Raw genomic sequence first — 26,764 nt, forward strand, 5'->3', positions numbered from 1 at the left:
TTTACCTTAATATGTTGATTGATTATAAATTACAAAATTTTGAGCTAAGGCTTTAAGTTCTTCTTTAATAGTAGCTTGAAGCTGTGTGTTATTAATATCATCAAGAACATCAGCCATTTTGTTTGCGATTAGTTCAAACTCGGCTTCTTTCATACCACGAGAAGTTAAAGCAGCTGAACCAACTCTTATACCAGAAGTTACAAATGGACTTCTAGTTTCACCTGGAACTGTATTTTTATTGATAGTTATACCAGCGTTACCAAGAGCTAAGTCAGCATCTTTTCCTGAAATCTCACTTCCAACAAAAGAAACAAGTATCAAGTGGTTATCAGTTCCGCCTGAAACTACATCATATCCGCGTTTAACCATTACTTCGCCAAGGATTTTAGCATTTATTTTTACTTGCTTAGCGTACTCTTTCCATTCTGGAGATAAGTTGTATTTAAAACCAACAGCTTTAGCAGCAATAACATGAACAAGTGGACCACCTTGAAGAGCAGGGAAGATAGCAGAGTTTATTTTCTTTGCAATATCTTCATCATTTGTCATAATCATACCACCGCGAGGACCTGCTAAAGTTTTGTGCGTTGTAGTTGTAACAACATCCGCATAAGGAAAAGGACTAGGATGCTCATCAGCACATACAAGACCTGCTATATGAGCAATATCAGCAAATAAAATCGCACCAACAGCATCAGCTATTTCACGAAACTTTTTAAAGTCAATTTCACGAGCATAAGCAGACGCACCACAAACGATGATTTTAGGTTTTACAATTTGAGCAATGTCCATAACTCTTTCATAGTTAATACGACCATCAAGCTCAACACCATAAGTAAAACTAGAGTAGTTTTTACCTGAAAAAGAAGGTTTTGAACCATGTGTTAAATGACCACCATGACTTAAGTCCATACCAAGAAGTTTATCACCAGCTTTTAAAAGTGCTGCATAAACTGCACCATTTGCTTGGCTTCCTGAGTGTGGTTGAACATTTGCAAAGTTACATCCAAAAAGTTCACAAGCTCTGTCTATGGCTAGTTGCTCAACACCATCAGCATATTCACAACCACCGTAGTAGCGTTTAGCAGGGTAACCCTCAGCATATTTGTTAGTAAAAACTGAACCCATAGCTTCCATAACTGCAGGAAGTGTAAAGTTCTCAGATGCAATCATCTCTAAGTGGTCAGTTTGGCGCTCTAACTCTTTTTCGCATAAATTGTAAATTTCGCTATCGTACTCTTTTAAAAAACTCATGATATAAAATTCCTTATTATATTTGATTGGATTATACTCAATATTTAATAATAAATGACTGAATAAAAACTATTTAAGATTAGCTCTAATTATTTTAACTGCCTCAACCATATTTTTTAAACTTGGTTTTACTTCACTCCATTTTCTAGTTTTTAAACCACAATCTGGATTAATCCAAAGTTGTTCTTTTGGTAAAACTTCAAGTAATAGTTTTATCTGATGGACAATTGTATTTATACTTGGTATTCTTGGAGAGTGAATGTCATAAACTCCGGGACCAACTTCTTGCTTATAGCCAACTTTTTTGAATATTTTTAAGAGTTCATTTCCACTTCTTGCAGTTTCTATCGAGATAACATCTGCATCCATATTTTCTATAGTTTGGATGATATCATTAAACTCGCTATAACACATGTGAGTATGGATTTGAGTTTCTTTTTTTGCGCTACTTACAGATATTTTAAAGTCTCTGACAGCCCATGCTTCATAAATTTTTATCTTTTTATCTCTTAATGGATAACCCTCTTTAAATGCTGCCTCATCAACTTGTATGATTTTTATTCCTGCTTTTTGTAAATCATCTATCTCATCACTTAGAGCTACAGCTATTTGTTTTGAAACTTCATCTTTAGGCATGTCATCTCTTACAAATGACCAGTTTAAAATGGTTACCGGACCTGTTAGCATCCCTTTCATTATTCTTTTAGTTTTACTTTGTGCATAAGTTATCCAATCAACGGTCATAGCCTTTGGACGACTGATATCTCCATATATAAATGGTGGTTTAACACATCTACTGCCATAGCTCTGTACCCAACCATTTTGAGAAAATCCATATCCCTTTAATTGTTCCCCAAAGTATTCAACCATATCATTTCTTTCAGGTTCACCATGGACTAAAACTTCTATACCACACTCTTCTTGAAAAGCTATACAATCATCTATGTAATCTTTCATTTGTTTTTCATAATTTTCATAAGAAATATCAGCATTTTTAAACTCTCTTCTAGCTTTTCTCACCTCAGGTGTTTGAGGGAATGAACCTATAGTTGTAGTAGCTAAATCTTTATATCCCAAAATCTCTTTTTGAAGTTTGATTCTATCTTCATATCTGCCATCTCTTTGAAGTTTAGTATAATATGTTACTCTCTCTTGTACAACTTTGTCATGAATAAGAGTAGAAGTTTTTCTACTTTTATTAGCTCTTATATTTAAATCTAATGCGTCTTTGTTTGTTGCATTTAAACTATCTAAACCATCAAAAAATAGTTTTGTGACAAGTGAAATTTCATCAAGTTTTTCTACTGCATAACTCAACCAGTTTTTAATTTCTTTATCAAGTTTCTCTTCATACTTTAGTGTAAAAGGGGTATGCAAAAGGCTACAAGATGAACTAATTATAATATTTTTCTTCTCTACATTTTGAGCAATACTCTCTAAAAGCTTGTTTGTATTTTTAGTATCATTTTTCCAAATATTTCTACCATCAACTACACCCGCAATTAGCTTCTTGTTGCTATTAGAAATCAATTCAAGAGATTTTAGATTTTCATGCCCATGCAAAAAATCAAGTCCTAATGCCCAAATGGGGGTATTAACTAAAATTTTTGTGGCTTCATTTGAGTGTTCAAAATATGTAGTTACAACTATATTTATATTTTTATTAATATTTGCTAGTCTGTCATAAGTTGGTTTGATAAGACTTAATGTTTTTATTTCATTATCTCTTACAAATATTGGTTCATCCATTTGTATAGTAATATACTCATCAAGTTTTGAAATCTCCTTTAAGAGGTCTTCATAAACTGCTAAGATTTTGTTAAACAACTCATAAGTGTCACCTCTATCAACTCTTTTAGAGAGACCTAAAAATGTTATAGGTCCAATTAGATTTATCTTGGTTTTTATACCTAATTCTTTTGCTTCGTAATACTCATTGATAATCTTTGAAGCATTTAGTTTATAAGTATCTTCAAGTGATAGTTCCGGCACTATATAATGATAGTTAGTATTAAACCACTTTGTCATTTCCATAGCAACACAATCTTTATTCCCTCTAGCCATGGAAAAATACAGGTCTTCATTATTTAGATTTTTAAATCTTTTTGGAATTGCACCTAAGATAATTGCAGTATCTAGCATATTGTCATAAAGTGAAAAATCATTTGAACTGATAAAGTCTATACCAGCATCTTTTTGATAGTTCCAGTGTCTTTTTTTAAGTTTACTTGCTACTTTTTGTACTTCAATAAATGAGCAATTTTTAGCCCAAAAATTCTCTAATACTCTTTTTAATTCTCTTTGTTCTCCAATTCTTGGAAATCCTACGATGTAATTTTTTGACATTATTTTATCCTTATATATATTTTTAGTTTAGTTTAATTGGTTTTTAGGATATAAAAGGAGGGTGCACACCGGTTCTACGGAATGCAAAACAAACGGTATAAAAAGGACATCTTGGTATAAAATGGTTTATAAGAAGTATTACTTTAGTTTTTAGTTTATAGTAGCAGTTACACTGACAAGGTTTTGAGTTAAGTTTATAAATTAATTCTAATGCTTCATCAGGAGGAGATTCATCTAGTTCATCTTTTTCTGAGGATATTTTGCCAAAGCCACTAGGAGATTTCATATCTTTTATTTTTCTTCTTGTTTTTCTTCATTGTGTATTGGTTTCATTGCAGGGAACAATAAAACATCTCTTATAGAATGCTGGTTTGTTAAAAGCATAACAAGTCTATCTATTCCGATGCCTTGTCCTGCTGTTGGTGCCATTCCATAGCTTAGTGCATCTATGAAATCTTCATCCATTTCATGTGCTTCATCATCTCCAGCTTCTTTAGCATCTACTTGACCTTTAAATCTTTCATATTGGTCTATTGGGTCATTTAACTCAGAAAATGCATTTGCTATTTCGCGACCTGCTATAAAAAGTTCAAATCTTTCAGTAATATCGGGGTTATCATCACTTCTTCTAGCAAGTGGAGAAATTTCAACAGGATACTCTGTTATAAAAGTAGGGTCTATTAGTTTTTCTTCTACAAACTCATCAAAAAGTTCACCTTGAAGTTGTCCTAAGTTTAGGTTTGGTTTGACATTTATGTTTTTAGATTTTAAAAAGTTAACTATTTTTTCTTTGTCATTAGTGATTTCTTTAGGAACATCGCCAATAGTAGTAAGTGATTCTATCAGTGGAATCTCTCTAAAGTTTTCAAAGTTTACTTCCATATCTCCATAAGGAAGCATTGATGGAAGGTTTAGATGCTCAAAAAGGTATTGAAAATACTCTTTTGTTATTTCTATTAAATCTTTGTAAGTTTTATATGCCCAGTAAAACTCTATAGAAGTAAATTCAGGATTATGTGTAGCATCCATACCTTCATTTCTAAAGTTTCTATTTATCTCAAATACTGCTTCAAACCCACCAACAATAAGTCGTTTTAAATAAAGTTCAGGTGCAATTCTTAAAAATCTATCGATTCCAAGTGCATTATGATGTGTTACAAAAGGTTTTGCGTTAGCTCCACCAGCTATTGGATGCATCATTGGAGTTTCAACTTCTAAAAAGCCTTTATCTTCAAAAAATCGTCTTGTAAGAGAGATGACGCGTGAACGCGTATGAAAAGTTTTACGAACTTCAGAGTTCATAATAAGATCTAAGTATCTTTTTCTGTATCTAATCTCTTTGTCTGTTACACCATGAAACTTTTCAGGAAGTGGAGCGATTGCTTTTGTTAAAAGTTTTAACTCAGTAGCATGAAGTGAAAGTTCCCCTTTACCAGTTATAAATGGGTAACCACTAACTTCAATAATATCTCCAACTTCAATATTTTTTTTAAAAATTGTGTTGTAAAAACCTTCAGGAAGGTTATCTCTTGCTACATAAATTTGAAGCATACCACTCTCATCTTCGATTTTAGCAAAACTAGCTTTCCCCATAATTCTTAACAATTTTATTCTTCCACTTACGATGTAGTGGCGATTTTCATCTCTTTTATTTTCTTTTTCTTCTATGTCAGAGTTTACATTTAGATATTTTTCAACAGTTGTGTTTCTTTTAGAATCATTTGAATATGGGTTAAAACCAGCATCTCTAAGAAGCTGTGCTTTTTGGATTCTTTGTTGTATAAATTTATTTTCAAAAGCCAATATATTTCCTTAGTTAATTATTTGTTTATTTGTTTTTCTTGACATGATTTACAGTTACCATAAATTTGCATCGAGTGATCTTTTATCTTAAAGCCAAGTTCACGGGCTATATGTTCTTGCCTACCTTCGATTTGCTCATCAACAAACTCAGTTATATCTCCACATTCCATACATATAAGATGGTCATGATGATTTTTAGCCCCAAGTTCATACTTTTTCCCTTGAGCACCAAAAGATAAAGATGTGACCATATCTGAGTCTTCTAGTAGAGATAGAGTTCTATATACAGTTGCGATACCAGTTTTTAAGTCTGGAAATTTCTCTTGTATAAGCTTATGTAAAGATTCTGGTGTTAAATGTTCATCAGAATCATAAAGAGTTTCTAAAATTACTTCTCGCTGTATTGTAAACTTAAGAGAGTTTTTCTTTAGCAGTGCTTTAAAGTCAATTAAAAGCTGCTCATACTCAATAGTTCTTTGATTAAAGTTAGTTATGACATTAGACATAATTACATTTTCTCCTTCATTTTTGATTTAATTTCTTTTTTTGTTTTTTCAACTATTTTTTGAGTTGATGTTTTTACGCTCTCTTGAACTTTATCACTTACTTTATCTATGGACTTGTTTATATCATCACTGATTTTAACAGGGTCTATTTTCATTACAAACTTTCCTGTACTAACAAGAACAGGAAACAAGAAGCTAGTTTCTATACTTGAGTCTATCGCATTTTTGACAGCTTTTATATTATATGCAGCATGAGCGATTACAGCAGCAATAAGAAAAAACTTACTTGCACCAAAAACAAAACCTAAAATTCTGTCAAATATGCCAAGACCACTTAGTAAACTTAACTTTTTAAAGATTAAACCAATGCCAATCATAAAGAGCCAAAAAACTGCTAAAGTAAATAAAAAACCTGTAAAACTGATAGCACTATTGTTATCAAAATTAAAAATCATATCACTTAACGCTTTACCAACTGTATCGCCAACTCTAGATGCTACAAAGATACCACCAACGATACCAATTAATCCAAAGACCTCTTTAAAAAATCCATTAAGAATACCTTTTAGACCAAGTAATAAAATAATTACCGAGGCTACTAAGTCAAAATAATTTAATTCCATATTTGATTATATCCCAAACATTTGATTTTTGCCATTTGATTTGGCTTTGTAAAGAGCCTTGTCTGCTCTAGCTATTAAACTATCAGGAGTGTCCCCATTTTTGTAGTTAGCAACTCCGATGCTTGTAGTAATGCCTAAACTGTCTTTTTTGTAAATAAGCTTATTTTTTCTGATTAAATAAAGAAGCCTATCTATAATCAACCTACAATGTTCATTATCTATGCGATTGAGTATTATGATAAATTCTTCTCCTCCATATCTAAAAACTTTGTCACCCTCTCTTAGTGTTTGTCTAAGAATATTTGCTATAAAGATTAAGACTTTATCTCCAGTAACATGTCCATATCTGTCATTTACTGTTTTAAAATCATCAATATCAAGCATCAACAAGTGAAATTCGTAAGATAGTTTTTTATTTGAACAAACTTTGTTTAAGTAAGTAGATAAAGCTCGTCTGTTGTAAATTTTAGTTAGTGAGTCTAAGTTTGATTTTTCTTCTAGTGTTTTAACTTTTGAGATTAACTCTGTAATGATTTCATTTGCTTTTTTAACTTCATCACTCATATGAGTTTGAATTTCATCAAATTTACTTGTAAGTGAAGGTAAATCTATATGTTGTTCATGGCACTCAGAGAGAGTTTTTTCATGTAGTCTTGTTAGTTTTTGAATTTTTTCATTTGTATCAGCATATGAAGATAAACTTTGTGTAGCAATGTCTTTATAAGCATTTGAAAATAAAGATTGAGTAAATCCTTCTTCGTTTATTTTTTCTTCTTTTAAATTCATTATTATTTGAGCTGATTCTAAAAGAAAATTTGCAACTTTTTCTTTGTTGCCTTCTTCTTCTTGGTTTATCAACAGTGATAACTCTTTGCACATTTCATTTGAAATAGAGATAAGTTCATTTTTTTGCATGCTATATCCTGTGTAACTAATGGTGCCATTATACTATTCTAAGCATAAAAAAAACTTTTATTAAAGGTAAAGGGTTGTATTTATAGCTATTTTAGGTGTTTTAATGTAGAATGTAAAAAATAATAATTTAAGGTATAACTATGAGTATTTGGAGTCCTACAAGTTGGAGAGAAAAACCGATTTTACAACAACCGACTTATCCAAACAAAGATGATTTAAATAAAGTTTTAAAAGAGTTAGAAAACTATCCTCCACTTGTTTTTGCGGGAGAAGCAAAAAGACTTAGAGAGCAGTTAGGTGACGCGGCCCAAGGAAAAGCTTTTTTACTTCAAGGTGGAGATTGTGCTGAGAGTTTTAGTGAATTTCACGCAGATAACATACGAGATACATTTAAAGCTTTAATGCAAATGGCTGTTGTTATGACTTATGCAGGTGGAGTTCCAGTGATAAAAGTTGGTCGTCTTGGTGGTCAGTTTGCAAAGCCTCGTTCATCAAACACAGAAATATTTGATGGTGTTGAACTTGACTCTTATCGTGGTGATATTATAAATGGTGTAGAGTTTACAAAAGAAGCTCGTGTTCCAGATCCAAAAAGAATGATAAGAGCTTACAACCAAGCATCTGCTACTCAAAATTTACTTCGTGCTTTTGCAACAGGTGGAATGGCGGATTTACATCAAGTACATAGCTGGAACTTAGACTTTGCACATAAAAGTGAAGTAAGCGCTCAGTATGAAAAACTAGCTCAAGATATAGAAAACTCTTTGAAGTTTATGCAAGCTTGTGGAATTACATCTAAAACTTACAGAAACTTAAGAGAAACAGATTTTTATACATCACATGAAGCACTTTTGCTTCCATACGAAGAGGCTTTTACTAGAAGAGATTCTATTAGCGGGGACTGGTATGATACTTCTGCTCACATGTTATGGATAGGAGATAGAACTCGTCAATTAGATGGTGCTCATGTTGAGTATTTACGCGGTGTTCAAAATCCTATTGGTGTTAAAGCAGGACCTACTATGGACCCTGAAGATTTGATTAAACTTTGTCAAACATTAAATCCAAATAATGAAGCTGGTCGTTTAAATGTTATAGTTAGAATGGGTGCAAATAAAGTTGGCGAAGGTATGCCAAAACTTATACGGGCAGTTGAAAAAGAAGGTATGAAAGTTGTTTGGTCTTGTGACCCAATGCATGGCAATACTATAAAATCTTCAAACAACTACAAAACTCGTCCAGTAGATGCAATACTAACAGAAATGAAACAGTTTTTTCAAGTTCATAAAGCTGAGGGAACTATCGCTGGTGGTGTGCATCTAGAGATGACAGGTAAAAATGTTACTGAGTGTATTGGTGGTTCATTTACTGTAACAGAAGAAGATTTAAGTTCTCGTTATCATACTCACTGTGACCCAAGACTAAATGCAGACCAGTCTTTAGAGTTGGCATTTTTAATAGCAGATACTTTAAAAGAATCAAAAAGATAGAGTTTTACAAAGCTCTATCTTTTCTTCTTTTTCCTCTATCGATAAAAGAGTTTCGATTTTTGATTCATAAGTTTCTTCAAGCTCTTTGAGTTCAAGTGCTAGTTGTGTTATCCCTTTGTCTTCATAACATTTTGGATTTGCTAAGCATTCATTCATTTTCTCTATTTTTTTTTCAAGAGCATCTATTTCTGCTGGTAAACTCTCAAGAGCCATTTTTTCTTTAAATGTTAGTTTTGCAGTTTTAGGTTTTTCTTTTATGATTTTAATTTCTTTAGTTTTACTGCTTTCACGCTCCATAATAGCTAGTTCTTGAACTTCTTTTTCAATCTCTAAGTACTCTGAATACTGTTTATAAGACTCTTCTATATGTTTATCACTTTTAAAAATAAATAATTTTTTTGCAATTTTATCTACAAAATATCTATCATGACTTACAATGATTACCGCACCACTAAAGTTTGTTAATTGTTCTTCTAAAATATTTATAGTTGGAATATCTAAATCATTTGTAGGCTCATCAAGTATGAGAATATCTACATCTTTTGTAAAAAGAAGAGCTAAAGCAATACGATTTTTTTCACCACCACTTAAAATACCAACTTTTTTTTCTAAAAATTCTCTAGGAAATAAAAAGTTTTTAAGATAACCATATACATGCATATCTTTTCCACGAACGCTTACTCTATCTCCACCATGAGGACAAAATGTTTCCATAAGATTTTTATCATCATCTAGCATCTCTCTATGTTGGTCAAAGTAACCTATGTTAAACTCTCCTTGTTTTATCTTTCCACTTGTTGGCTCAAGCCGTCCAAGTATAGCTCTTAGTAGTGTAGATTTGCCACTTCCATTTGGTCCAACTATGGCTATAACATCTTTTTGAAGTATGCGAGTTGTGAAGTCTTTTAAAAGTTCTTTGCTTCCTAGCGTTAGATATAAGTTTTCTACTTCAAAGAGCATTTTTTGCTTGTTTATGCTTTTGTCTCGGTTAAAATGTTTATCTTCTCGTTGAAGTTCAATAGACATTTTTCTTATTTTTGCAGGATTAGTTTTAGCATCTTCTCTAAGACTCATAAGTCTGTCTTTTCTACCTTCATTTCTTTTAAGCCTTGCCCTCACTCCTCTTGCAAACCAAGCATTTTCTCTTTTTAAAATGTCAAGAAGATTATCATGTTGTTTTTGAAGAGTTCTTATATGTTCTGATTTTTGTGTTAGGTAATCACTATAACCACCTTTGTATTCTCGTAAAGTACAATCTTCAACTTCTATACTTTTAGTAGCAATTCTATCTATAAAATATCTATCATGTGAGATGAATATAAGGGTGAATTTTTCTTTTAAAATCAACTCTTCCAAAAATTCAACCATATATACATCTAAATGATTTGTAGGTTCATCAAGAAGTAGTATATCAGGTTTTTGTAAGAGTAAAGAAGCAAGAGCAACTCGTCTTTGTTCTCCGCCACTCAGAAGGATTAAGGGTTTGTCTTCATACTGTTTTAAATCAAAATGATTAATAATTCTCTCTACTTTGTCATCTAAATTCCAAGCATTATGATGCTCAATGTAACGAGATAAATTTTCATGCTCATCAAGAAGTTTTTTATTGTCAAAATCATCGGCTAGTTTTAATGAGAGTTCATTGTATTTGTTCTTTGCATCGTTTAACTCTTTTAGTCCATCTTCAACAGCTTCCCGAACACTTTGTCCCTCTTTAAAGTTAGGTCTTTGGTCTAGCATTTTTATTTCTAGATTATTTTTAGTGATTCTGTTCCCAGAATCTTGAGTTAATGTTCCATTTACAATTTTCATCAAGGTTGATTTGCCACTACCATTTTTACCAATAATAACGATGCGTTCACCCTCATCAACATGAAAGTTAACCTCTGTGAGTATCTTTTGAGCGGAGTAATGTTTTGAGATATTTTGTAGGTCTATTAGTGCCATAAATAATCTTAAGTTTAATTTTCATAATTATAGCTTGATGAAGTTATAATAAACTTTGCTATAATTCAACCACAAGGAAAAGTATGGAAAATTTTGCGTTAATTTTTGTAGCAATGTTGATAGGTTATATTATAAATAAACAAGATATTTTCCCTAAAGACACACCTATAATTTTAAATCAATTTATTTTATATATTTCTTTACCAGCTTTGGTTTTACTTAAAATTCCACAACTTACTTTTTCTTTTGAGATTATTATTCCTGTTATTATTGCGTGGATTGTTATGGGGATTAGTGCTGTTGCAGTTTTATCTTTATGTAAAATAATGAACTTTTCTAAAGAAGTTACAGGTGCTTTAATGCTTGTAGCAGTTTTAGGAAATACTTCTTTTGTTGGTATTCCTGTCATTCAAGCATATCTTGGTGATAGTGCTCTTCCATATGTTGTTATGTATGATCAGTTAGGCTCATTTATTGCACTTGCAACCTATGGTACTTTTATTGCAGCTTATTATTCTAGTGAAGAGAGTGTAGATGTTAAAGTGATTGCTAAAAAAATTATTACCTTCCCTCCCTTTTTGTTTCTTATAATATCAATGTTTTTTATAGGAAGAACATTTAACCCAGTTGTTATAAGTGTTTTAGAATCTTTAGCAAGTACAATTGTACCTTTAGCATTGGTTGCGGTTGGTTTACAGCTTAGATTTAAATTACCACCTCATGATATTAAACCATTTATTAGTGCTCTTAGTGTTAAGTTGATTTTATCTCCTCTTATAGCTATTGGAGTAGTTACGATTTTTTCATGGCAAGGAAAAGCTGCTTTAGTTTCTATTATGGAAGCAGGTATGGGACCTATGATTACTGCAGGTGCAGTGGCATCTATGGCTGGTTTAGCTCCAAGACTTAGTTCTGCTATTGTTGGATATGGGATATTAATATCTTTTTTGACTACTTGGATTTTACATAATTATATAACTTAAAGATTATATTTTTTCTATTTTACTCTCAAGAGGGTCATTACATATCTCTTTTGCAGTGTACCAATCTGCTATGCCTTTGTCATTGTATTGATATTCTCTTTGTTTAATCGGTATTACACTATTTCTTATTTTTGAGCGAACTATTCCCATAATTATAAAACTCAAAAGAAAAGTAGAGATGCCAATAAAGTAGTCATATTTTAGCCAAACTAATAAACCTATTATATAGATGCCATATTGTAAAAAAATTCTTAATAGCATTGAAATAAGTTTACACTTTTTTGAGTGTAGTTTTGGAGTTGGCTCTATCATATCTATAAAATCATTCATACGAAAGTATATCAAATTTATATAAATAGAAACAAGACTAAAGTTTATTTAGTCTTAACGACTAAAGTTTATTGATAGAACTTGTATCTATTAACTAATTTTCGCTAAACTTACGAAATATTATTAAATAGGATTACTAAAATGGCAAAACATCAATTTCAAACAGAAGCAAATCAGATACTAAACTTAATGATTCACTCACTATATTCAAATAAAGAAATTTTTCTTCGTGAGTTGGTTTCAAATGCTTCAGATGCACTAGATAAACTAAATTTGTTAGTTTTAACAGATGATAAATACAAAGATGTGGTTTTCGCACCTCGCATAGACATAGTTGTAAACAAAGAAGCTAAAACTTTAACAATCAAAGATTCTGGTATTGGAATGAATGAGCAAGATTTGATGGACAATCTTGGTACCATTGCAAAATCAGGTACAAAAGCATTTTTAGAAAACCTTACTGGTGATCAAAAAGAAGATTCAAATCTTATTGGTCAGTTTGGTGTTGGTTTTTACGCTTGTTTTATGGTTGCTGATAAAGTAGAAGTGACAACTAAAAAAGCCGGTGAAGACCAAGCCTTTTTATGGACAAGTACAGGGGATGGTTCTTTTGAGTTAGAAAATACAACTCAAGATGGGCATGGTACAACTATTGTAATGCATCTAAAAGATGATGAGAGTGAATTTTTAGAAACTTATAGAGTTGAAAGTATTATTCAAAAATACTCAAATCATATTCCTTTTGCTATTTTTATGGATAAAGAAAATTTTGTTCCTGCTGTAAAAGATGATGATGACAAAGAACTTGAGCCAAGTAGAACAGATATAGTAAATGAGCAAATAAATAAAGCAAGTGCTCTTTGGACAATTCCTAAAAAAGATATTACTAAAGATGAGTATAAAGATTTTTATAGTTCTATCGCACATTCATCTGAAGAGCCTTTGAGTTGGATACATAATAAAGCCGAGGGTGCAGTTGAATATACTACACTATTTTATATCCCATCAAAAGCTCCTATGGACCTTTTTAGAGTTGATTATAAAACAGGGATTAAACTATATATTAACCGTGTATTTATTACTGATGATGAAAAAGAATTGATGCCAACTTACTTAAGATTTTTAAGAGGTGTAATTGATTCTAAAGATTTACCACTTAATGTATCTCGTGAAATTTTACAGTCAAATCCAACAATGGACAAAATCAAAAAAACATCTGTTAAAAAAGTTCTTTCAGAATTAGCAAAAATGGCTAAAAAAGATAAAGAAAAATACAATACTTTTTACGGAGAATTTGGTAATGTTTTAAAAGAGGGTCTTTATAATGATTATGACAATCGTGAAAAGATTTTAGAACTTATGCAGTTTAATACTATAAACTCTCAAGAAACTGTAATGATTGAAGATTTTGTAAAAAATATCGATGATGATAAAAAAGAAATTTACTATATTACTGGTAAAGCTTCTCTTTCAATGTTAAAATCTTCTCCAGCATTAGAGAGATTTAAAGCAAAAGGTCTTGATGTTTTAGTTTTAAATGAAGAAGTTGATACTATCATCTTTCCTATGGTTACTGAGTATAAAGATTATAAATTAGTAGCAGTAGCAGATGCTAAGTTTGAAGAGAGTGAAGAAGAAAAAAAAGCTGAAGAAGAAGTAGCAAAAACTTATGAAGGTTTAGCAAAAGAGCTCAAAGATGCACTAGGTGATAGTGTTAAATCTGTTGAGACTACATCAGATTTAGTTGATTCTCCTGTAAAACTAAAAGAAGATAAAGAAGATCAAGCTTATATGATGGCTCAAATGATGAAGCAAATGGGACAAGATTCAGATATGCCAGAACCTGCTCCGATTTTACAAATAAATCCAAATCATGAGTTACTTAAAAAACTTAAAGATTCGGTTGACCAAAATTTAGTAAATGATGCTGCGCATGTACTTCTTGATCAAGCAAAACTGTTTGATGGAAAAGAACTTGATGATACAGCAGATTTTATTTCAAGACTAAATAGAATTATTTCTAAAGCTTTATAACTATTCTTTTATGAGTGCTTTTGTAGCACTTATAAAACTTATACACATTTGATGGACACTTGTTGCATAAAACTTACTAAATATGATATCTTTAACACATGGATAAAACAACTACATTAGAAAGACGACAAGAACAAAATGCAAATGTTCGTATATTTATCGATAAATCGATAAAAAATACTACACTTTTTTTACAAAATCACTTTATAAATTTACAAATACAAAATTATAACTATAATCCCAATGAGGCTATGCAAGAGTTAGGACTAGACTTTGATTTAGTAAATCAACTAGCCCAAGACTATGTTGCTCAAATAATTACATCAAAAATTATTTTTTTAAAATATTTAGAAAAATTAAAAGCCAATAGAGATATATCTAGAAAACTAGACTTTACACAATTTAGAGAATTGGCTCATAAAAATTTGGGTGTTGTTAAAAATTTGCGTATTTTTGATGGACAAAAATTACTAGATGAAATGATGATAGAAACAGATTTGGATTATCTTACTTTATGTGTTGAAGCATTAGAGTTTTGTGCAATTAGGTTAAGACCAAAGTGTGCATACGAAACATTACGCTTGATTGAGATAAAAAGTTCTTTATAGTGTTTAACTTACTTTCTTATAGAATAAGATACTTTTTCTAAAACACTTTTTGGAGCTCTTTTAAATACTTTATGATTCTCTAAAGGTAGAGCAAATGCGAGGACTATAAATACAAATGAAAATACAACTCCACCTAGAAGGCTAAGAATCAATTTTAGTTTAAAATCATTCAAAAATCTATATTCCTTTTATATTTGTTTGTAGCTTGGTATAATTATATCATGTTAAAATTATTTCTTTGCTTTTTTATTGTTCTTAGTCTAGATGCTGATATTATATTGGCTAGGCTTGAAAATATCATCTCAAATGAAAAACAAAAATTTGGCTTGGATAACTATACTTTTAAGTGCAATCTGTATGGTGTTTTAGCTTTAGAAACTTTATATAATAAATCAAAAACCAACTCATTGTGTCAAAAAAGTATAGATGCTTTTTACAAAAAATATCCAAAGAAAAAATATTTTACATATAATATTTTAAAATATAAGCAACTTTATCATATAGAAAATAAAAAGACAGGCTGTGTAATCTATGCAAAAGGACAGGTTACTTTAGCTGAACTGCTTCTAAATGAAGGCTTGGCAATTAAAAAACCAATTTTTAAAGATGAAGAGTTTGAGTATTATTATACGGCAGCTCAAAAAAAAGCTAAGATGCAAAAAAAAGGTTTATGGAATGAAGATATATTTACAAGTTGTGTAGCAGAGTTATATGAAAAATAATGAAAGCTTTTTAATTTTCATTATGAGTCATATAAACCCAAAATTCTTTATGAGAGAAGCCTTTATTTAAAAAATAAAGTTGAAGTATCGTTACTCTATATAGTGTTATTAACATTTTTGCAAAAGGAACAAAAAGGCTTAGACTAACTAAAAGTGATTGTTCTTTATCGCCTTTTGATTCTATCATCTCTTGCATACCTATGTTTTGACTAAGGTAAATTCCAAAAAGTATAGAAAAAAGAAAATTAAGGCTTATCCCAAAGATTATATATGCAACAAAGTCTTGTTCATTCATTCCAGCTATCATAATTTCTCCGTTTATATTATCTTGTATTCTATCGAAATAATTCTTTATTTATGCTCTGTAACTTATTCGTAAGATTTTATTCTTTTTTTTGTAAAAAAATGTTCCAAAAGGGATAAGTGAAGCTATAAAGAAAATAATATTTTCACTAAAAGACCATTTTGCATCTTTATATGCTTGTAATAGTAAAAGACAAAATAGTATAAATAAAATACCATGAACCATGCCAGCTATTTTTACTGCTAAAGGGAAGCCTAGAAGGTACTTCATAGGCATTGCTATAAATAATAGAAATAGGTATGAATAGCCTTCTATGGAGTTGATTTGACCAAATTTTTTAACGCTGTTTTTTATCATTTTATTCTTTCTTTATTTTAGGATTTGTAACTTAAGTGAAAGTATATACTCAAAAGGTAACAATTTTTAAACAAGACTAGAAAACTTTAAACATCTTTATACTATACTTTTGGCAAAATTTATAAAAGGTAATTTTATGGAAACTAACCTCATACTAGAGGGCTTCAAGTTTATGGGTTTGGGAATGGGAACGGTATTACTTTTCCTTGTTGTTTTAATATTTTTGATGAATGCAATGTCAAAAATAGTAAACAAGTATTTTCCAGAGCCACAGGCAAGTTTGGATCCAGTAGTGGAGTCAAAATCAGATAATAAAAAGATAATTGCAGCTATAACAGCTGCAATTTCTCATCATAGACAAGGTTAAGGATTATAATGGCTAAAAAGTTTATAGATATAATGGATACCACTTTTAGAGATGGTTTCCAGTCGGTTTTTGGTGGTCGTGTTTTAATGAACGACTTCTTTCCAGCTGTTGAAGCTGCAAAGACAGCAGGAATAACTCACTATGAATTTGGTGGTGGTGCAAGATTTCAATCACTCTACTTTTATCTAAGAGAAGATGCGTTTGAAATGATGGATAAATTCCGTAAAATTGTTGGTCCAGAAGCAAACCTTCAAACACTTTCTCGTGGTGTAAATACAGTAATGCTTGAAACTGGTTCTAAAGAACTAATTGATTTGCATGCAAAACTATTTAAAAAACATGGTACTACAACGATTAGAAACTTCGATGCTTTAAATGATGTTGAAAACTTAAAGTATTCAGGTGAGAGAATCGCCCATCATGGTCTTAAACATGAAGTTGTTGTAACTATGATGGATTTACCTCCAGGATGTCATGGCGCTCATACTGTTGATTTTTATGAAAAAACTCTTCGTGAGATTTTAGATAGTGGAGTTCCTTATAGTAGTATCTGTTTTAAAGATGCTTCTGGAACCTCAAATCCTCAAAAAGTTTTTGATACTATTAAAATGGCAAGAGCTTTAGTTCCCGAAGGAACACATCTTCGTCTTCATACTCATGAAACTGCTGGTGTAAGTGTTTCTGCTTATATGGCTGCTCTTGAAGCTGGTATAGATGGTATAGATATGGCTGCTGCTCCTGTGAGTGGTGGAACAAGTCAACCAGATATCTTAACGATGCTTCATGCAACTAAGGGAATGAACTATGACCTTGGTGGTTTAGAGATTGATAAAATTTTAACTTATGAAAAAGAGTTACAGCATTGTCTTTCCGATTATTTTATGCCTCCTGAAGCGACTATGGTTTCTCCAATAATTCCATTTTCTCCAATGCCAGGTGGTGCATTAACTGCAAATACTCAAATGATGCGTGATAACAACATTTTGGATAAGTTTCCAGAAGTTATAGCAGCGATGCAAGAAGTTGTTAAAAAAGGTGGTTACGGTACAAGCGTAACTCCAGTTTCTCAATTTTACTTCCAACAAGCACTTAACAATGTAATGCAAGGTCCATGGAAAGCAATAGCTCCAGGATATGGAAGAATGGTTCTTGGTTATTTTGGAAAAACTCCAGTTGCTCCAGATCCAGAAATTGTAAAAATTGCTTCTGAGAAGTTGAATTTAGTTCCAACAACTGATAATGCTCTTGATTTAGCAAATGCTGATTATTCAAAATCATTAGAAAATTGGATAAATAAACTTAAAGAAGAAGAGTTGGAAATTACAGAAGAGAATATATTTATCGCAGCTGCATGCCAAGAGAAGGGAATAGCTTTCTTAAAAGGCAAGGGTGAGTTAAATGTTCGTAAAATATCAGAAATGAAAAAAGATTGTGAAGGAAATTCAAATATGGGTAGTGGAAATTATACAGTAGTAGTAGATGGTCAAAAGTTTAGTGTTCAAGTTGCAGAAGGTGACGCAGATATTCAAGTTACAGCAGTAAATGGTGAAAGTACATCTGTACCAGCAGCTCCTGCAGCAACATCTGGAGATGAAGTTTCTATAAAAGCACTTCTTCCAGGTAGCGTTTGGAAACTTGTAGCAAATCCAGGTCAAAGTGTTCAAGAAGGTGATGTACTTCTAATCTTAGAATCTATGAAAATGGAAATTGATGTAGTTGCAACTCGTAGCGGTGTGGTTAAATCTATCAATGTTGCGACAAACGACAAGGTAGTGGAAGGTCAAGTCGTAGCAGTAATAGGATAGGCATATGAAATCTTTTGTTATAAAACTATTAACGCTACTAATGCTTTTTAGCTTTAGTAGTGTTTTTGCTAGTACTCAGGGTGCTTCTAGTGCTGAGAATTCAATGCATAAAGAAGAGACTTATAAATCACAATCGTTTACTGAAATGGTAGGCGGATTTTTAGAGTCAACAGGTATAAATGCATTAATTAACCCAGATCCAAATGAGTTAAACTCTCATGGTGATAATATGAGTGATTTTCATAAGTCTTGGGGTAGAGTTATGATGATTCTTATTACTTTTGGTCTTTTTTATCTAGCGATTAAAAAAGGTTTTGAGCCTCTTTTACTATTGCCTATTGCATTTGGTGGTTTATTAGCCAATATCCCAGTTGCAAATATAGCAGGTGCTCATGGATTCTTAGGTGTAATATATGAGATGGGTCTAGCAAATGAGATGTTCCCCATAATTATATTTATGGGTGTTGGAGCGATGACAGATTTTGGTCCACTTCTATCAAACCCTAAAACTGCACTTCTTGGTGGAGCTGCACAGTTTGGTATATTTGGAACACTTGTCGGAGCAGTTGCTTTAACTCAGTATGGTATAGTTGATTTTACTCTTCAACAAGCTTCGGCTATTTCAATTATTGGTGGGGCAGATGGTCCGACATCTATCTTTATAGCGTCTAAACTTGCACCTGAACTTCTTGGAGCTATAGCAGTTGCATCTTACTCCTACATGGCGATGGTTCCGATTATTCAACCTCCAATTATGAGAGCATTAACAACCGATGCAGAGAGAAAGATAAAAATGACTACACTTCGTCATGTTTCTCGTTTAGAAAAGTTAGTATTCCCTATTATGGTTCTTGTTTTAGCTATTTTAGTTTTACCAGCTTCTACTCCTCTAATCGGTGCGTTTATGTTTGGTAACTTCTTAAAAGAATCAGGTGTTGTTGAGCGTCTTAGTGATACTCTTCAAAATTCACTTATAAATATTGTAACCATTTTCTTAGGTCTTGGTGTTGGTTCAAAACTAGCAGCTGACCAGTTTTTAGTTCCAGATACTTTAGCTATTTTAGCTCTTGGTATTGTAGCGTTTTCTGTTGGTACAGCAGCGGGTGTTATTATGGCTAAAATTATGAATAAATTTCCAGGAAATAAGATTAATCCTCTTATTGGTTCAGCTGGTGTTTCAGCAGTTCCAATGGCAGCTCGTGTATCAAATAAAGTTGGTATGGAGTATGACCGGACTAACATGCTACTTATGCATGCTATGGGTCCAAATGTTGCAGGTGTAATCGGTTCAGCAGTTGCGGCTGGTGTTCTTATCTCACTATTTCAATAATATCCAATCAATAGGCTTCTTTAAGCCTATTGATTAACTGCATTCATAGTTTCTACAATAAGTGGAATTACATTATGACTTTTTGTTTTATCTATAAAGCCACTAGCACCTAAAACTTCAGCTTCTCTTTTATTGTTATGACCTGTCATTGAACTGTTCACTATTATTGGTGTAAGTTTAGTCCCTGCAAATTCTCTTAATATTTTTAATACCGTAAATCCAGACATCTCTGGCATCTCTATATCAGTTATGATTGCTGGAATGATAGAAGTGTCAGGCATTTCATGAATATAATCAACAAGTAACTTTCCATTATCAAAAATTTTAATATTTATATTTGCATGTTTGAAAATTTGTCGTAAGTGTCTTTGTGCAGTTTTTGAATCTTCTGCAATAAGAACTTCACCATTTTTTAACTTCAATGGTATATCAAGCTCATTTAAATTTGCAGGAGATTCAAGAACATTAACCATTGCTTGAGGTATTACATCTGAAAGTAATTTTTCATAATCGAGAATAAGACAAAGTGAACCATCATCAAGTCTTGTATCATTCATAACTAAACCGTCATCTTTGAGTCTATAAGCATCTGGAGCATGCATTTCATTCCAGTTTTTCTTTATAACTCTAAAAGCTGACATAATTCTAAGTCCAATAACTATACCATTAAAATCACAGATTAAGATATTGGATATTGCCAATTCTTTTTTATTAAGATCATTTCCTAGCCATGAAGGAAGATTTAATACAGGTATTTGTAATCCACGAAGGGTTATTGTACCTTCAAGAAGAGGATGTGCAGAGGGAATTTGTGTTAAAAAATGATTTCTTGATTCAACTACTTCTCTTGTTTTAAAAACATTTATAGCATAATAAGCAGATTCTTCACTGTTACTAACTCTAAAAACTAAAAGTTGAAGCTCATTATTTTTTGCTAGGTTTGTGGCTGCGTCTACATTATCTAAAATTGACATAAGTACCCTTTTATTAAATCTACTTTAATAGTACCAAAAATAAGTAGTATTAACAATTAAATGGTAAAATATTAATATGAAAATATTAATAACCCTTTTTTTTATGTTTACCCTATCTTTTGCTAAAGTTTATTACTCAAAAGTTGAGCCTTATGAACTTAGGGATATCTCTTCAAATGTTTCTGGTTTAGTTCTTTTTATCGATGAAGATAAAATAGGTAGAGAATTAACTTCAAAGTCATATATACGCATAGATGCTGAGCTTGATTCAAAAGAATTGAAATTTATTGATGAAAAATTACAATATTTGGATGAAATTCTTAGAGTTAATCAAGATGTTTTACAAAATTTAGATAAATCTTTAAATAGAAAAAGAGAAAACTATAAACGCATTGCAGAATTGAAGTTTAAATCAGTTGTTGAAAAAGATAGAGAGTACCATGAACTTGTTTCTAGCGAAAACGCATACTTAAATACACAAAAAGAGATACAAAATTTAAATGTACAAGTTGCAGACTTAAAACTTAGAAAAGCGCATTTAAAAAGAAGTGTAAAAGATAAGAATATTAGAAATAAAGGTTTTGTTTTGTATGAAATCTCAGTAAAAGTAGGACAGGTTGTTGGCATCTCTACTCCATTAGCAAAAGTTGCAGATACTTCAAAGGCAAAGTTGACTATATATTTAGATGAAGTAGATGTCGCAAGTGTAAAAAGTAAAGTAGTTTACATAAATGGCGAAAAAACTTCATATAAAGTATCAAGAACACTAAATATTGCAGATACAAAGAATATATCAAAATATATGGCGCAGATAATTATAAAAGCTCCTAAACTTTTTTCAAAACTTGCTACTGTTGAATTAAAAGATAAGTAGATGCTCCAAAATATTACTGCCTGTCCACTTGATTGTTATGATGCTTGTGTAATTTCTTATGAAAATTCAAAAATAAAAGCTTATAAAAAAGGCGATACAAACGGTTTTTTATGTCCACATATGAACCATTTTGAAAAAAATGAATTTATAATATCTCCTAGATATAAAGGTAAAGAGATTAGTATGCAAGAGGCTTTAAGTCAATTAAGTCTTATGTTAAAAGAGTCAGAGCCAAATGAAGTTTTACATTATAAAGGTCATGGTAATTTTGCTCTTATGCAAGATGTGACTGAACATTTTTTTAGCTCTTTTGGAGCAATACTTACTAATGGAAGTTTATGTGATGGAGCAGGTGAAGCAGGCATTATTGAAGGTAGAGGTAGTAATAAAAATATGCCTTTTAGTGAGATAAAAAAGTCAGAAGTTATAATATTTTGGGGAAGAAACCCTCATGCAACATCTAGTCATCTTTTGCCATATATAAAAAATAAAACGATTATTGTTATAGACCCTATAAAAACCAAAATAGCACAAACAGCCGACCTTCATATTCAAATAAAACCTCATAGAGATTTATTTTTAGCCATGATACTTAGTAGATTTTTATATATTTACGACTCACATAAGGAAGAGTATTTAGAAAAATATGCAAGTGAATATGAAGAGTACCATGAACTTACTCAAAGTATGAGGATAGTTCCAACTTTAAATGAAATGGATGTTGAACTTTCTCAGATTGAAAAAGTTTTAGAGTTAGTTGAGGGTAAAAAAGTAGCTATTGTTTGTGGTGTAGGCATCCAAAAATATATAGATGGGGCAGAGATTATGAGAGCCATAGACGCTTTTGGAGTTATGTTGGGTCTTTTTGGTAAAGAGGGAAGTGGAGTTGCTTATTTAGGCTCGTCAAAAGAGCATATAACTTCTCCTTTTATCACAGATGCCAAAAGAATCTCAAAGGTAGATACTGAATTTTCTAAGTTTAAAACTATTTTTATTCAAGGGGCAAACCCGCTTTCACAGATGCCAGATAGTTTAAGAGTTAAAGAGTCTATATCTAAAACTAAAAATGTTGTTTATTTCGGGCTTTATGAAAATGAAACAAGCGAAGTTGCAGACCTTATTATTCCAGCTAAAAGTTTTTTATATAAAGATGATGTAAGAGCTTCTTACTCGCAAAATTTAATAAACTTTATGCCAAAGCAAAAAGAAACAAATGTTGGTATAAGTGAGTATGATTTAAGTTCTTATTTTTGTAAAATATATAATATAAAGTTAGAATCAGAAGAGTTTTATATAAATCATTTTAAAAGTTTTGCACAAGAAGATGAAAATGGACTTTTTGTAGTAAAAAGTAGAGAAAATACACCTTATAAAGAAGGTTTTGATACACAGAGCAAAGAGTTTTTATTTTTAGATGAAGTTGACTGTGATGTACAACAGAGTAATAAGTTACATCTCATAACTTCAAAAAGTCCAATTAGTTTAAACTCACAGTTTCATAAAGAACAAAGTGTTTATCTTCATAGTTCTTTGGGCTATGAAGAATATGAAAAAGTAGTAATTTCATCTGTAAATGGAAGTGTAGAATTAAGTGTTAAAATAGATGATAATGTAAGAGAAGATTGTGTTCTTATCTTCAGCGGAACAAAAGGTGTTAATAACTTAACATCATCAAAGCATTCTTACGAAGGTAAAAATGCTATATATCAAGAAAATAGAGTAGAGGTAAATAGATGAGTAATACACAAGAGTTAGATAAAAAATATGTTTTACCTACATATGCCAGAGCGGATGTAGAGTTTGTAAGTGGTGAAAATGCAACTTTAGTAGATTCAAATGGAAAAAAATATATAGATTTCACATCTGGTATCGGTGTTGTTAGTGTTGGTCATGCAAATAAACTTGTAAATGAGGCTATTTGTAAGCAAATATCAAATCTTACACATACTTCTAATCTTTATAATATTGCACCACAAGCTAAGGCTGCACAAAAAATCGTAGATACTAGTGGTTATGAGATGCAATGCTTTTTTGGAAATAGTGGAGCAGAAGCAAATGAAGGTGCAATTAAAATAGCTAGAAAATATGGTGAAATTAATGGTGAAGTAAAGAGATACAAAATTATAACTTTACAACATTCTTTCCATGGTAGAACAATTACAACAGTAAAAGCAACAGGTCAAGCAGAAATGCATAACTATTTTGGACCTTTTCCTGATGGTTTTGTATATGCAGATACTATAAGTGATATAGAAGGCTTGCTTGATAGTCATACAACGGCTGTAATGATAGAACTTGTACAAGGTGAGGGTGGAGTTCAACCACAAGATAAAAAAGAAGTTCAAGCTTTAGCAAAACTTTTAAAATCTAAAAATATACTTCTTATAGTTGATGAAGTTCAAACTGGAGTTTATAGAACAGGAAAGTTTTTGGCTTCACAAGTTTATGAGATAGAACCAGATATTATCACTCTTGCAAAAGGTCTTGGTGGAGGTGTTCCTATCGGTGTTGTTATGACTTCACTAAAAGATGTTTTAAGTGCTGGTGATCATGGTTCAACATTTGGTGGAAATTTTTTAAGTTCTACTGCAGCGTGTAGTGTTTTAGATATATTAAATGAGCTAAAAAGAAATGGAGAACTTCAAAATACAATAGAATGTTTCAATGAAAAATTAGATATCTTTTTTAAAGAAAATAAAAAATTATTTACTAAAAAAGTTGGTATTGGGTTAATGTGTGGTCTTCGTACAAAAGATGGAGATATATTAAATAAAATTATATCAAATGCAAAAGATGAAGGTGTAATGGTTTTAAAAGCAGGAAAAAATACTTTAAGATTTTTACCTCCACTTACAATAACAAAAGAGGAAATAGATGAAGGCTTTAACTCCATTAATCGTGCTGTTAGCTCTTTGTAGTTTAACATACGGTGAAAATGAAAAAAATCAAACCCTAGATAGATATATATCTAAAAACAAAAAAGAGCAGTTTGCTTATGATTATGAAAAGATAGAAGCACAGAGTTCTAAACTTCGTGATTCTTGGATTTCTCCAATTAATCTAAATTATAGTTACTCTCAGAGTAACCCTTATGAGAAGGAGCAAACCTCAGAGAAAACTTCTATAAAAATGGATCAAGCTATTTTCGCAAGTGGTGGAATTTACTATGGGATTAAGTTTGCTCAGGCTTCACAAAAGTATTCAAACTATTCTGTTGATGTTGCAAAAAGAAGGCTTGTTAAAGATGCTATCTCTCTTTTAATGCAGATAAAACAGATGGATTTAAAAGTTAAAAGACAAAATCTTCAAATAAAAAACTCTGAAATATCATTGGCACAAAAAAAAGAGCAATATTTAAATGGACAACTTTCTTCAGGTTTTTTGGATAATGCAGTAATAGAGAGAAATTTTGTCATTCAGGCTTTGTATGACATACAAACAAACAAACAAAGACTTATCTCAAAGTTTAATGCGATAAGTGATATGGACTTCACAAGTGCCTATATACCGTATCTAGACAAACTTACAAAAGAAGACTTTTTAAAATACAATATAGTTTTAAGTATGTCACAAAGTGATATTGAAAGAAATAGATACAACAAAAATGTAACTATCTCAAAGTACTTGCCACGAGTTAATTTTGTTGCTGGATACAATTTTGATAAAACAGAGAATCAACAGTTTGGAAATACAGGTGCTGGTTTTTCTGGAAATACAGATTATTATAACTATGGTCTTAGAGCAACAATGCCACTTGATATAAATACTTTTAATGACATTGAGGTATCAAAAGTTGAGTATCTAAAGTCAAAAGTTATGATTGAAGATAAAAAACGAGAACTTATAGCCATATTTGAACAAGTGATGCAAAATATACAAAATTTTCAAAAGAAAAAAACTTTAAGTAGAGAAAATGCAGATATTTATAAAAAGTTGCTTTTAGAAACAAAAGATATGTATAGTGCAGGTTATAAAACTCACTATGATGTTTCTTTACTTGAAAATTCTGTAAATATTCAAAGTATTGATGTGAAAATTTTTGAAATAGACAAACAACTTGAACTTCTAACACTTTACGAAATGTATAAAAATGAAAAAAACTAACACTTCTTTTAGTGAGTATATGAATGATTGGCTATATGGCAGTGATGGATATTATGCTACATATAAAAATATTGGTAAAGAGGGTGACTTTTATACAGCAGTAAGCACAAGTAAATTTTTTGGTGGAACTATTGCAAAACATATTATATCTTTAGTCGATGAAGGTTTTTTAAAAAAGGATGGTGTTGTTTGTGAGATAGGTGCTCATCATGGGTACTTTTTAGCAGATGTTATAGAATTTATATATACACTTAGACCAGAATTACTAAAAACATTAAAATTTGTGATTATTGAAAGGTTTGATGATTTACAGATTCAACAAAAAGAGTATTTTAAAGATTCTTTTGGAGATGTTATTACTCTAACTCATTATAAATCCTTGTATGAGTTAAAATGTAAGAATGCTTTTTTTATAGCAAATGAGATATTTGATGCCTTTGCTTGTGAACTCTTTTTCAAAGGTAAAACTGCGAGAGTAGATGGACATGAAATAGAATTTGATGTTGATAATGAATGGGTAAAACAAAAGGCACAAAAATATCATAAATCAAGAGGAGAAATAGCTGTTGGTTATGAAGAGTTTGCTCTAAGCATGGCTAAATCTTGTGAAAAATTTGAGTTTATGAGTTTTGACTATGGAGAGATGCAAGCCCGTCCTGATTTTTCTTTGAGAGTTTATGAAAACCATAAAGTCATACCATTTTTTGATGAAGATATAAAAAGAGAAGAATTGTTTAAAAAGTCAGATATTACATATGATGTAACCTTTGAGCATGTAAAAGATGCCTACAAAGAAGCTGGAATAGAGTTTATAGAGTTAAAAGCTCAAATGGTAGCTCTTATTGACATGGGAATTTTAAACCTTTTAGAGATGCTAAAAGAGAATGTTGATGAAAAAATTTATGAACAAGAACTTCAAAAAGCAAAGATGCTCATAATGCCGAATTTTCTTGGTGAAAGATTTAAGATGATAAGGTTTAGAAAAATATTTTAAGGCTACAAGAGGTTTTATTAGATTTAAGCTTGTTATTTTAAAATATATGAAATATTTATTTTGAATTCTCTTGGAAAATCAAATAATGAATCTT

The 26,764-nt window shown here is 31.1% G+C and carries 26 protein-coding genes; 13 read left to right on the forward strand and 13 right to left on the reverse strand.

Annotated features, from left to right (window positions below):
* Positions 1-6 precede the first annotated feature (6 nt).
* The 7 genes from MOV50_RS11440 to MOV50_RS11470 all read right to left on the reverse strand — a co-directional run bounded on the left by MOV50_RS11440 (position 7) and on the right by MOV50_RS11470 (position 7,447).
* Positions 7-1,254 carry a serine hydroxymethyltransferase gene (locus MOV50_RS11440; RefSeq protein WP_321778031.1) on the reverse strand — a complete coding sequence of 416 codons (1,248 nt, stop codon included), beginning with the start codon at positions 1,252-1,254 and terminating at the stop codon, positions 7-9.
* A 69-nt stretch (positions 1,255-1,323) separates the two neighbouring features.
* Positions 1,324-3,600: a 5-methyltetrahydropteroyltriglutamate--homocysteine S-methyltransferase gene (gene metE / locus MOV50_RS11445; protein WP_321778032.1), complete on the reverse strand. Its 2,277-nt coding sequence runs from the start codon at positions 3,598-3,600 to the stop codon at positions 1,324-1,326.
* Positions 3,601-3,643: 43 nt separating this feature from the next.
* The gene (locus MOV50_RS11450; RefSeq protein WP_321778033.1) at positions 3,644-3,886 is read right to left on the reverse strand and encodes a hypothetical protein; all 243 of its coding nucleotides are present in this window, start codon (positions 3,884-3,886) and stop codon (positions 3,644-3,646) included.
* Between the two features lie 5 nt (positions 3,887-3,891).
* Positions 3,892-5,403: a lysine--tRNA ligase gene (gene lysS / locus MOV50_RS11455; RefSeq protein ID WP_321778034.1), complete on the reverse strand. Its 1,512-nt coding sequence runs from the start codon at positions 5,401-5,403 to the stop codon at positions 3,892-3,894.
* Positions 5,404-5,420: 17 nt separating this feature from the next.
* Positions 5,421-5,909: a Fur family transcriptional regulator gene (locus MOV50_RS11460; protein ID WP_321778035.1), complete on the reverse strand. Its 489-nt coding sequence runs from the start codon at positions 5,907-5,909 to the stop codon at positions 5,421-5,423.
* A gap of 2 nt (positions 5,910-5,911) precedes the next feature.
* Entirely contained in the window at positions 5,912-6,532 is a 621-nt protein-coding gene (locus MOV50_RS11465; protein WP_321778036.1) for a CvpA family protein, read from the reverse strand.
* Positions 6,533-6,538: 6 nt separating this feature from the next.
* Entirely contained in the window at positions 6,539-7,447 is a 909-nt protein-coding gene (locus MOV50_RS11470) for a GGDEF domain-containing protein (RefSeq protein WP_321778037.1), read from the reverse strand.
* A 140-nt stretch (positions 7,448-7,587) separates the two neighbouring features.
* On the opposite strand from MOV50_RS11470, the gene MOV50_RS11475 reads away from it, so the two are divergent.
* Complete coding sequence (locus MOV50_RS11475; protein WP_321778038.1) at positions 7,588-8,937, forward strand: class II 3-deoxy-7-phosphoheptulonate synthase; 1,350 nt, start codon at positions 7,588-7,590, stop codon at positions 8,935-8,937.
* Here the strand turns inward: MOV50_RS11475 and MOV50_RS11480 are convergent.
* Positions 8,926-10,884 (reverse strand): ABC-F family ATP-binding cassette domain-containing protein, encoded by a 1,959-nt coding sequence (locus tag MOV50_RS11480; RefSeq protein WP_321778039.1) that lies wholly within the window; start codon positions 10,882-10,884, stop codon positions 8,926-8,928. The two genes, MOV50_RS11475 and MOV50_RS11480, sit on opposite strands and share 12 nt — an antisense overlap.
* 83 nt (positions 10,885-10,967) lie before the next feature.
* Here MOV50_RS11480 and MOV50_RS11485 point away from each other — a divergent pair, with 83 nt between their 5' ends.
* Positions 10,968-11,867 carry an AEC family transporter gene (locus MOV50_RS11485; protein ID WP_321778040.1) on the forward strand — a complete coding sequence of 300 codons (900 nt, stop codon included), beginning with the start codon at positions 10,968-10,970 and terminating at the stop codon, positions 11,865-11,867.
* 3 nt (positions 11,868-11,870) lie between these two features.
* On the opposite strand, the gene MOV50_RS11490 is transcribed toward MOV50_RS11485, so the two are convergent.
* Positions 11,871-12,197 carry a hypothetical protein gene (locus MOV50_RS11490; RefSeq protein WP_321778041.1) on the reverse strand — a complete coding sequence of 109 codons (327 nt, stop codon included), beginning with the start codon at positions 12,195-12,197 and terminating at the stop codon, positions 11,871-11,873.
* 141 nt (positions 12,198-12,338) lie between these two features.
* Between MOV50_RS11490 and htpG the strand changes: the two genes are divergently transcribed.
* Positions 12,339-14,231 (forward strand): molecular chaperone HtpG, encoded by a 1,893-nt coding sequence (htpG, locus tag MOV50_RS11495; RefSeq protein ID WP_321778042.1) that lies wholly within the window; start codon positions 12,339-12,341, stop codon positions 14,229-14,231.
* A gap of 98 nt (positions 14,232-14,329) precedes the next feature.
* A complete protein-coding gene (locus MOV50_RS11500; protein ID WP_321778043.1) occupies positions 14,330-14,839 on the forward strand; it encodes a hypothetical protein in 510 nt (169 codons plus the stop codon).
* 8 nt (positions 14,840-14,847) lie between these two features.
* Here MOV50_RS11500 and MOV50_RS11505 read toward each other — a convergent pair whose 3' ends face one another.
* On the reverse strand, positions 14,848-15,012 hold the full coding sequence (locus tag MOV50_RS11505) for a hypothetical protein (protein ID WP_321778044.1): 165 nt from the start codon (positions 15,010-15,012) through the stop codon (positions 14,848-14,850).
* Between the two features lie 48 nt (positions 15,013-15,060).
* Between MOV50_RS11505 and MOV50_RS11510 the strand changes: the two genes are divergently transcribed.
* The gene (locus MOV50_RS11510) at positions 15,061-15,561 is read left to right on the forward strand and encodes a thermonuclease family protein (protein ID WP_321778045.1); all 501 of its coding nucleotides are present in this window, start codon (positions 15,061-15,063) and stop codon (positions 15,559-15,561) included.
* Positions 15,562-15,571: 10 nt separating this feature from the next.
* Here the strand turns inward: MOV50_RS11510 and MOV50_RS11515 are convergent, their stop codons facing one another.
* Positions 15,572-15,868, reverse strand: coding sequence for a hypothetical protein (locus MOV50_RS11515; RefSeq protein ID WP_321778046.1), 297 nt, complete (start codon positions 15,866-15,868; stop codon positions 15,572-15,574).
* Positions 15,869-15,916: 48 nt separating this feature from the next.
* Positions 15,917-16,222 (reverse strand): DUF3817 domain-containing protein, encoded by a 306-nt coding sequence (locus MOV50_RS11520; protein ID WP_321778047.1) that lies wholly within the window; start codon positions 16,220-16,222, stop codon positions 15,917-15,919.
* Between the two features lie 136 nt (positions 16,223-16,358).
* On the opposite strand from MOV50_RS11520, the gene MOV50_RS11525 reads away from it, so the two are divergent.
* Genes MOV50_RS11525 through MOV50_RS11535 form a run of 3 tightly spaced genes read left to right on the forward strand, consistent with a single transcriptional unit; the run spans position 16,359 to position 19,724 of the window.
* Positions 16,359-16,589 (forward strand): OadG family transporter subunit, encoded by a 231-nt coding sequence (locus MOV50_RS11525; RefSeq protein ID WP_321778048.1) that lies wholly within the window; start codon positions 16,359-16,361, stop codon positions 16,587-16,589.
* Between the two features lie 8 nt (positions 16,590-16,597).
* Complete coding sequence (locus tag MOV50_RS11530) at positions 16,598-18,394, forward strand: biotin/lipoyl-containing protein (protein WP_321778049.1); 1,797 nt, start codon at positions 16,598-16,600, stop codon at positions 18,392-18,394.
* Between the two features lie 4 nt (positions 18,395-18,398).
* Positions 18,399-19,724: a sodium ion-translocating decarboxylase subunit beta gene (locus MOV50_RS11535; RefSeq protein WP_321778050.1), complete on the forward strand. Its 1,326-nt coding sequence runs from the start codon at positions 18,399-18,401 to the stop codon at positions 19,722-19,724.
* A gap of 26 nt (positions 19,725-19,750) precedes the next feature.
* On the opposite strand, the gene MOV50_RS11540 is transcribed toward MOV50_RS11535, so the two are convergent.
* On the reverse strand, positions 19,751-20,698 hold the full coding sequence (locus tag MOV50_RS11540) for a chemotaxis protein (RefSeq protein WP_321778051.1): 948 nt from the start codon (positions 20,696-20,698) through the stop codon (positions 19,751-19,753).
* A gap of 76 nt (positions 20,699-20,774) precedes the next feature.
* Here MOV50_RS11540 and MOV50_RS11545 point away from each other — a divergent pair, with 76 nt between their 5' ends.
* Genes MOV50_RS11545 through MOV50_RS11565 form a run of 5 tightly spaced genes read left to right on the forward strand, consistent with a single transcriptional unit; the run spans position 20,775 to position 26,670 of the window.
* Positions 20,775-21,572, forward strand: coding sequence for an HlyD family efflux transporter periplasmic adaptor subunit (locus tag MOV50_RS11545; RefSeq protein WP_321778052.1), 798 nt, complete (start codon positions 20,775-20,777; stop codon positions 21,570-21,572).
* The gene (locus tag MOV50_RS11550) at positions 21,573-23,309 is read left to right on the forward strand and encodes a molybdopterin-dependent oxidoreductase (protein ID WP_321778053.1); all 1,737 of its coding nucleotides are present in this window, start codon (positions 21,573-21,575) and stop codon (positions 23,307-23,309) included.
* On the forward strand, positions 23,306-24,490 hold the full coding sequence (locus MOV50_RS11555; protein WP_321778054.1) for an aspartate aminotransferase family protein: 1,185 nt from the start codon (positions 23,306-23,308) through the stop codon (positions 24,488-24,490). The genes MOV50_RS11550 and MOV50_RS11555 overlap by 4 nt, the downstream gene beginning before the upstream one ends.
* Complete coding sequence (locus tag MOV50_RS11560; protein ID WP_321778055.1) at positions 24,447-25,676, forward strand: TolC family protein; 1,230 nt, start codon at positions 24,447-24,449, stop codon at positions 25,674-25,676. Before MOV50_RS11555 ends, MOV50_RS11560 begins: the two co-directional genes overlap by 44 nt.
* On the forward strand, positions 25,663-26,670 hold the full coding sequence (locus MOV50_RS11565; RefSeq protein ID WP_321778056.1) for an SAM-dependent methyltransferase: 1,008 nt from the start codon (positions 25,663-25,665) through the stop codon (positions 26,668-26,670). The genes MOV50_RS11560 and MOV50_RS11565 overlap by 14 nt, the downstream gene beginning before the upstream one ends.
* Positions 26,671-26,764 lie beyond the last annotated feature (94 nt).

It is taken from the genome of Sulfurimonas sp. (assembly GCF_029027585.1).
Classification (GTDB): Bacteria; Campylobacterota; Campylobacteria; order Campylobacterales; family Sulfurimonadaceae; genus Sulfurimonas.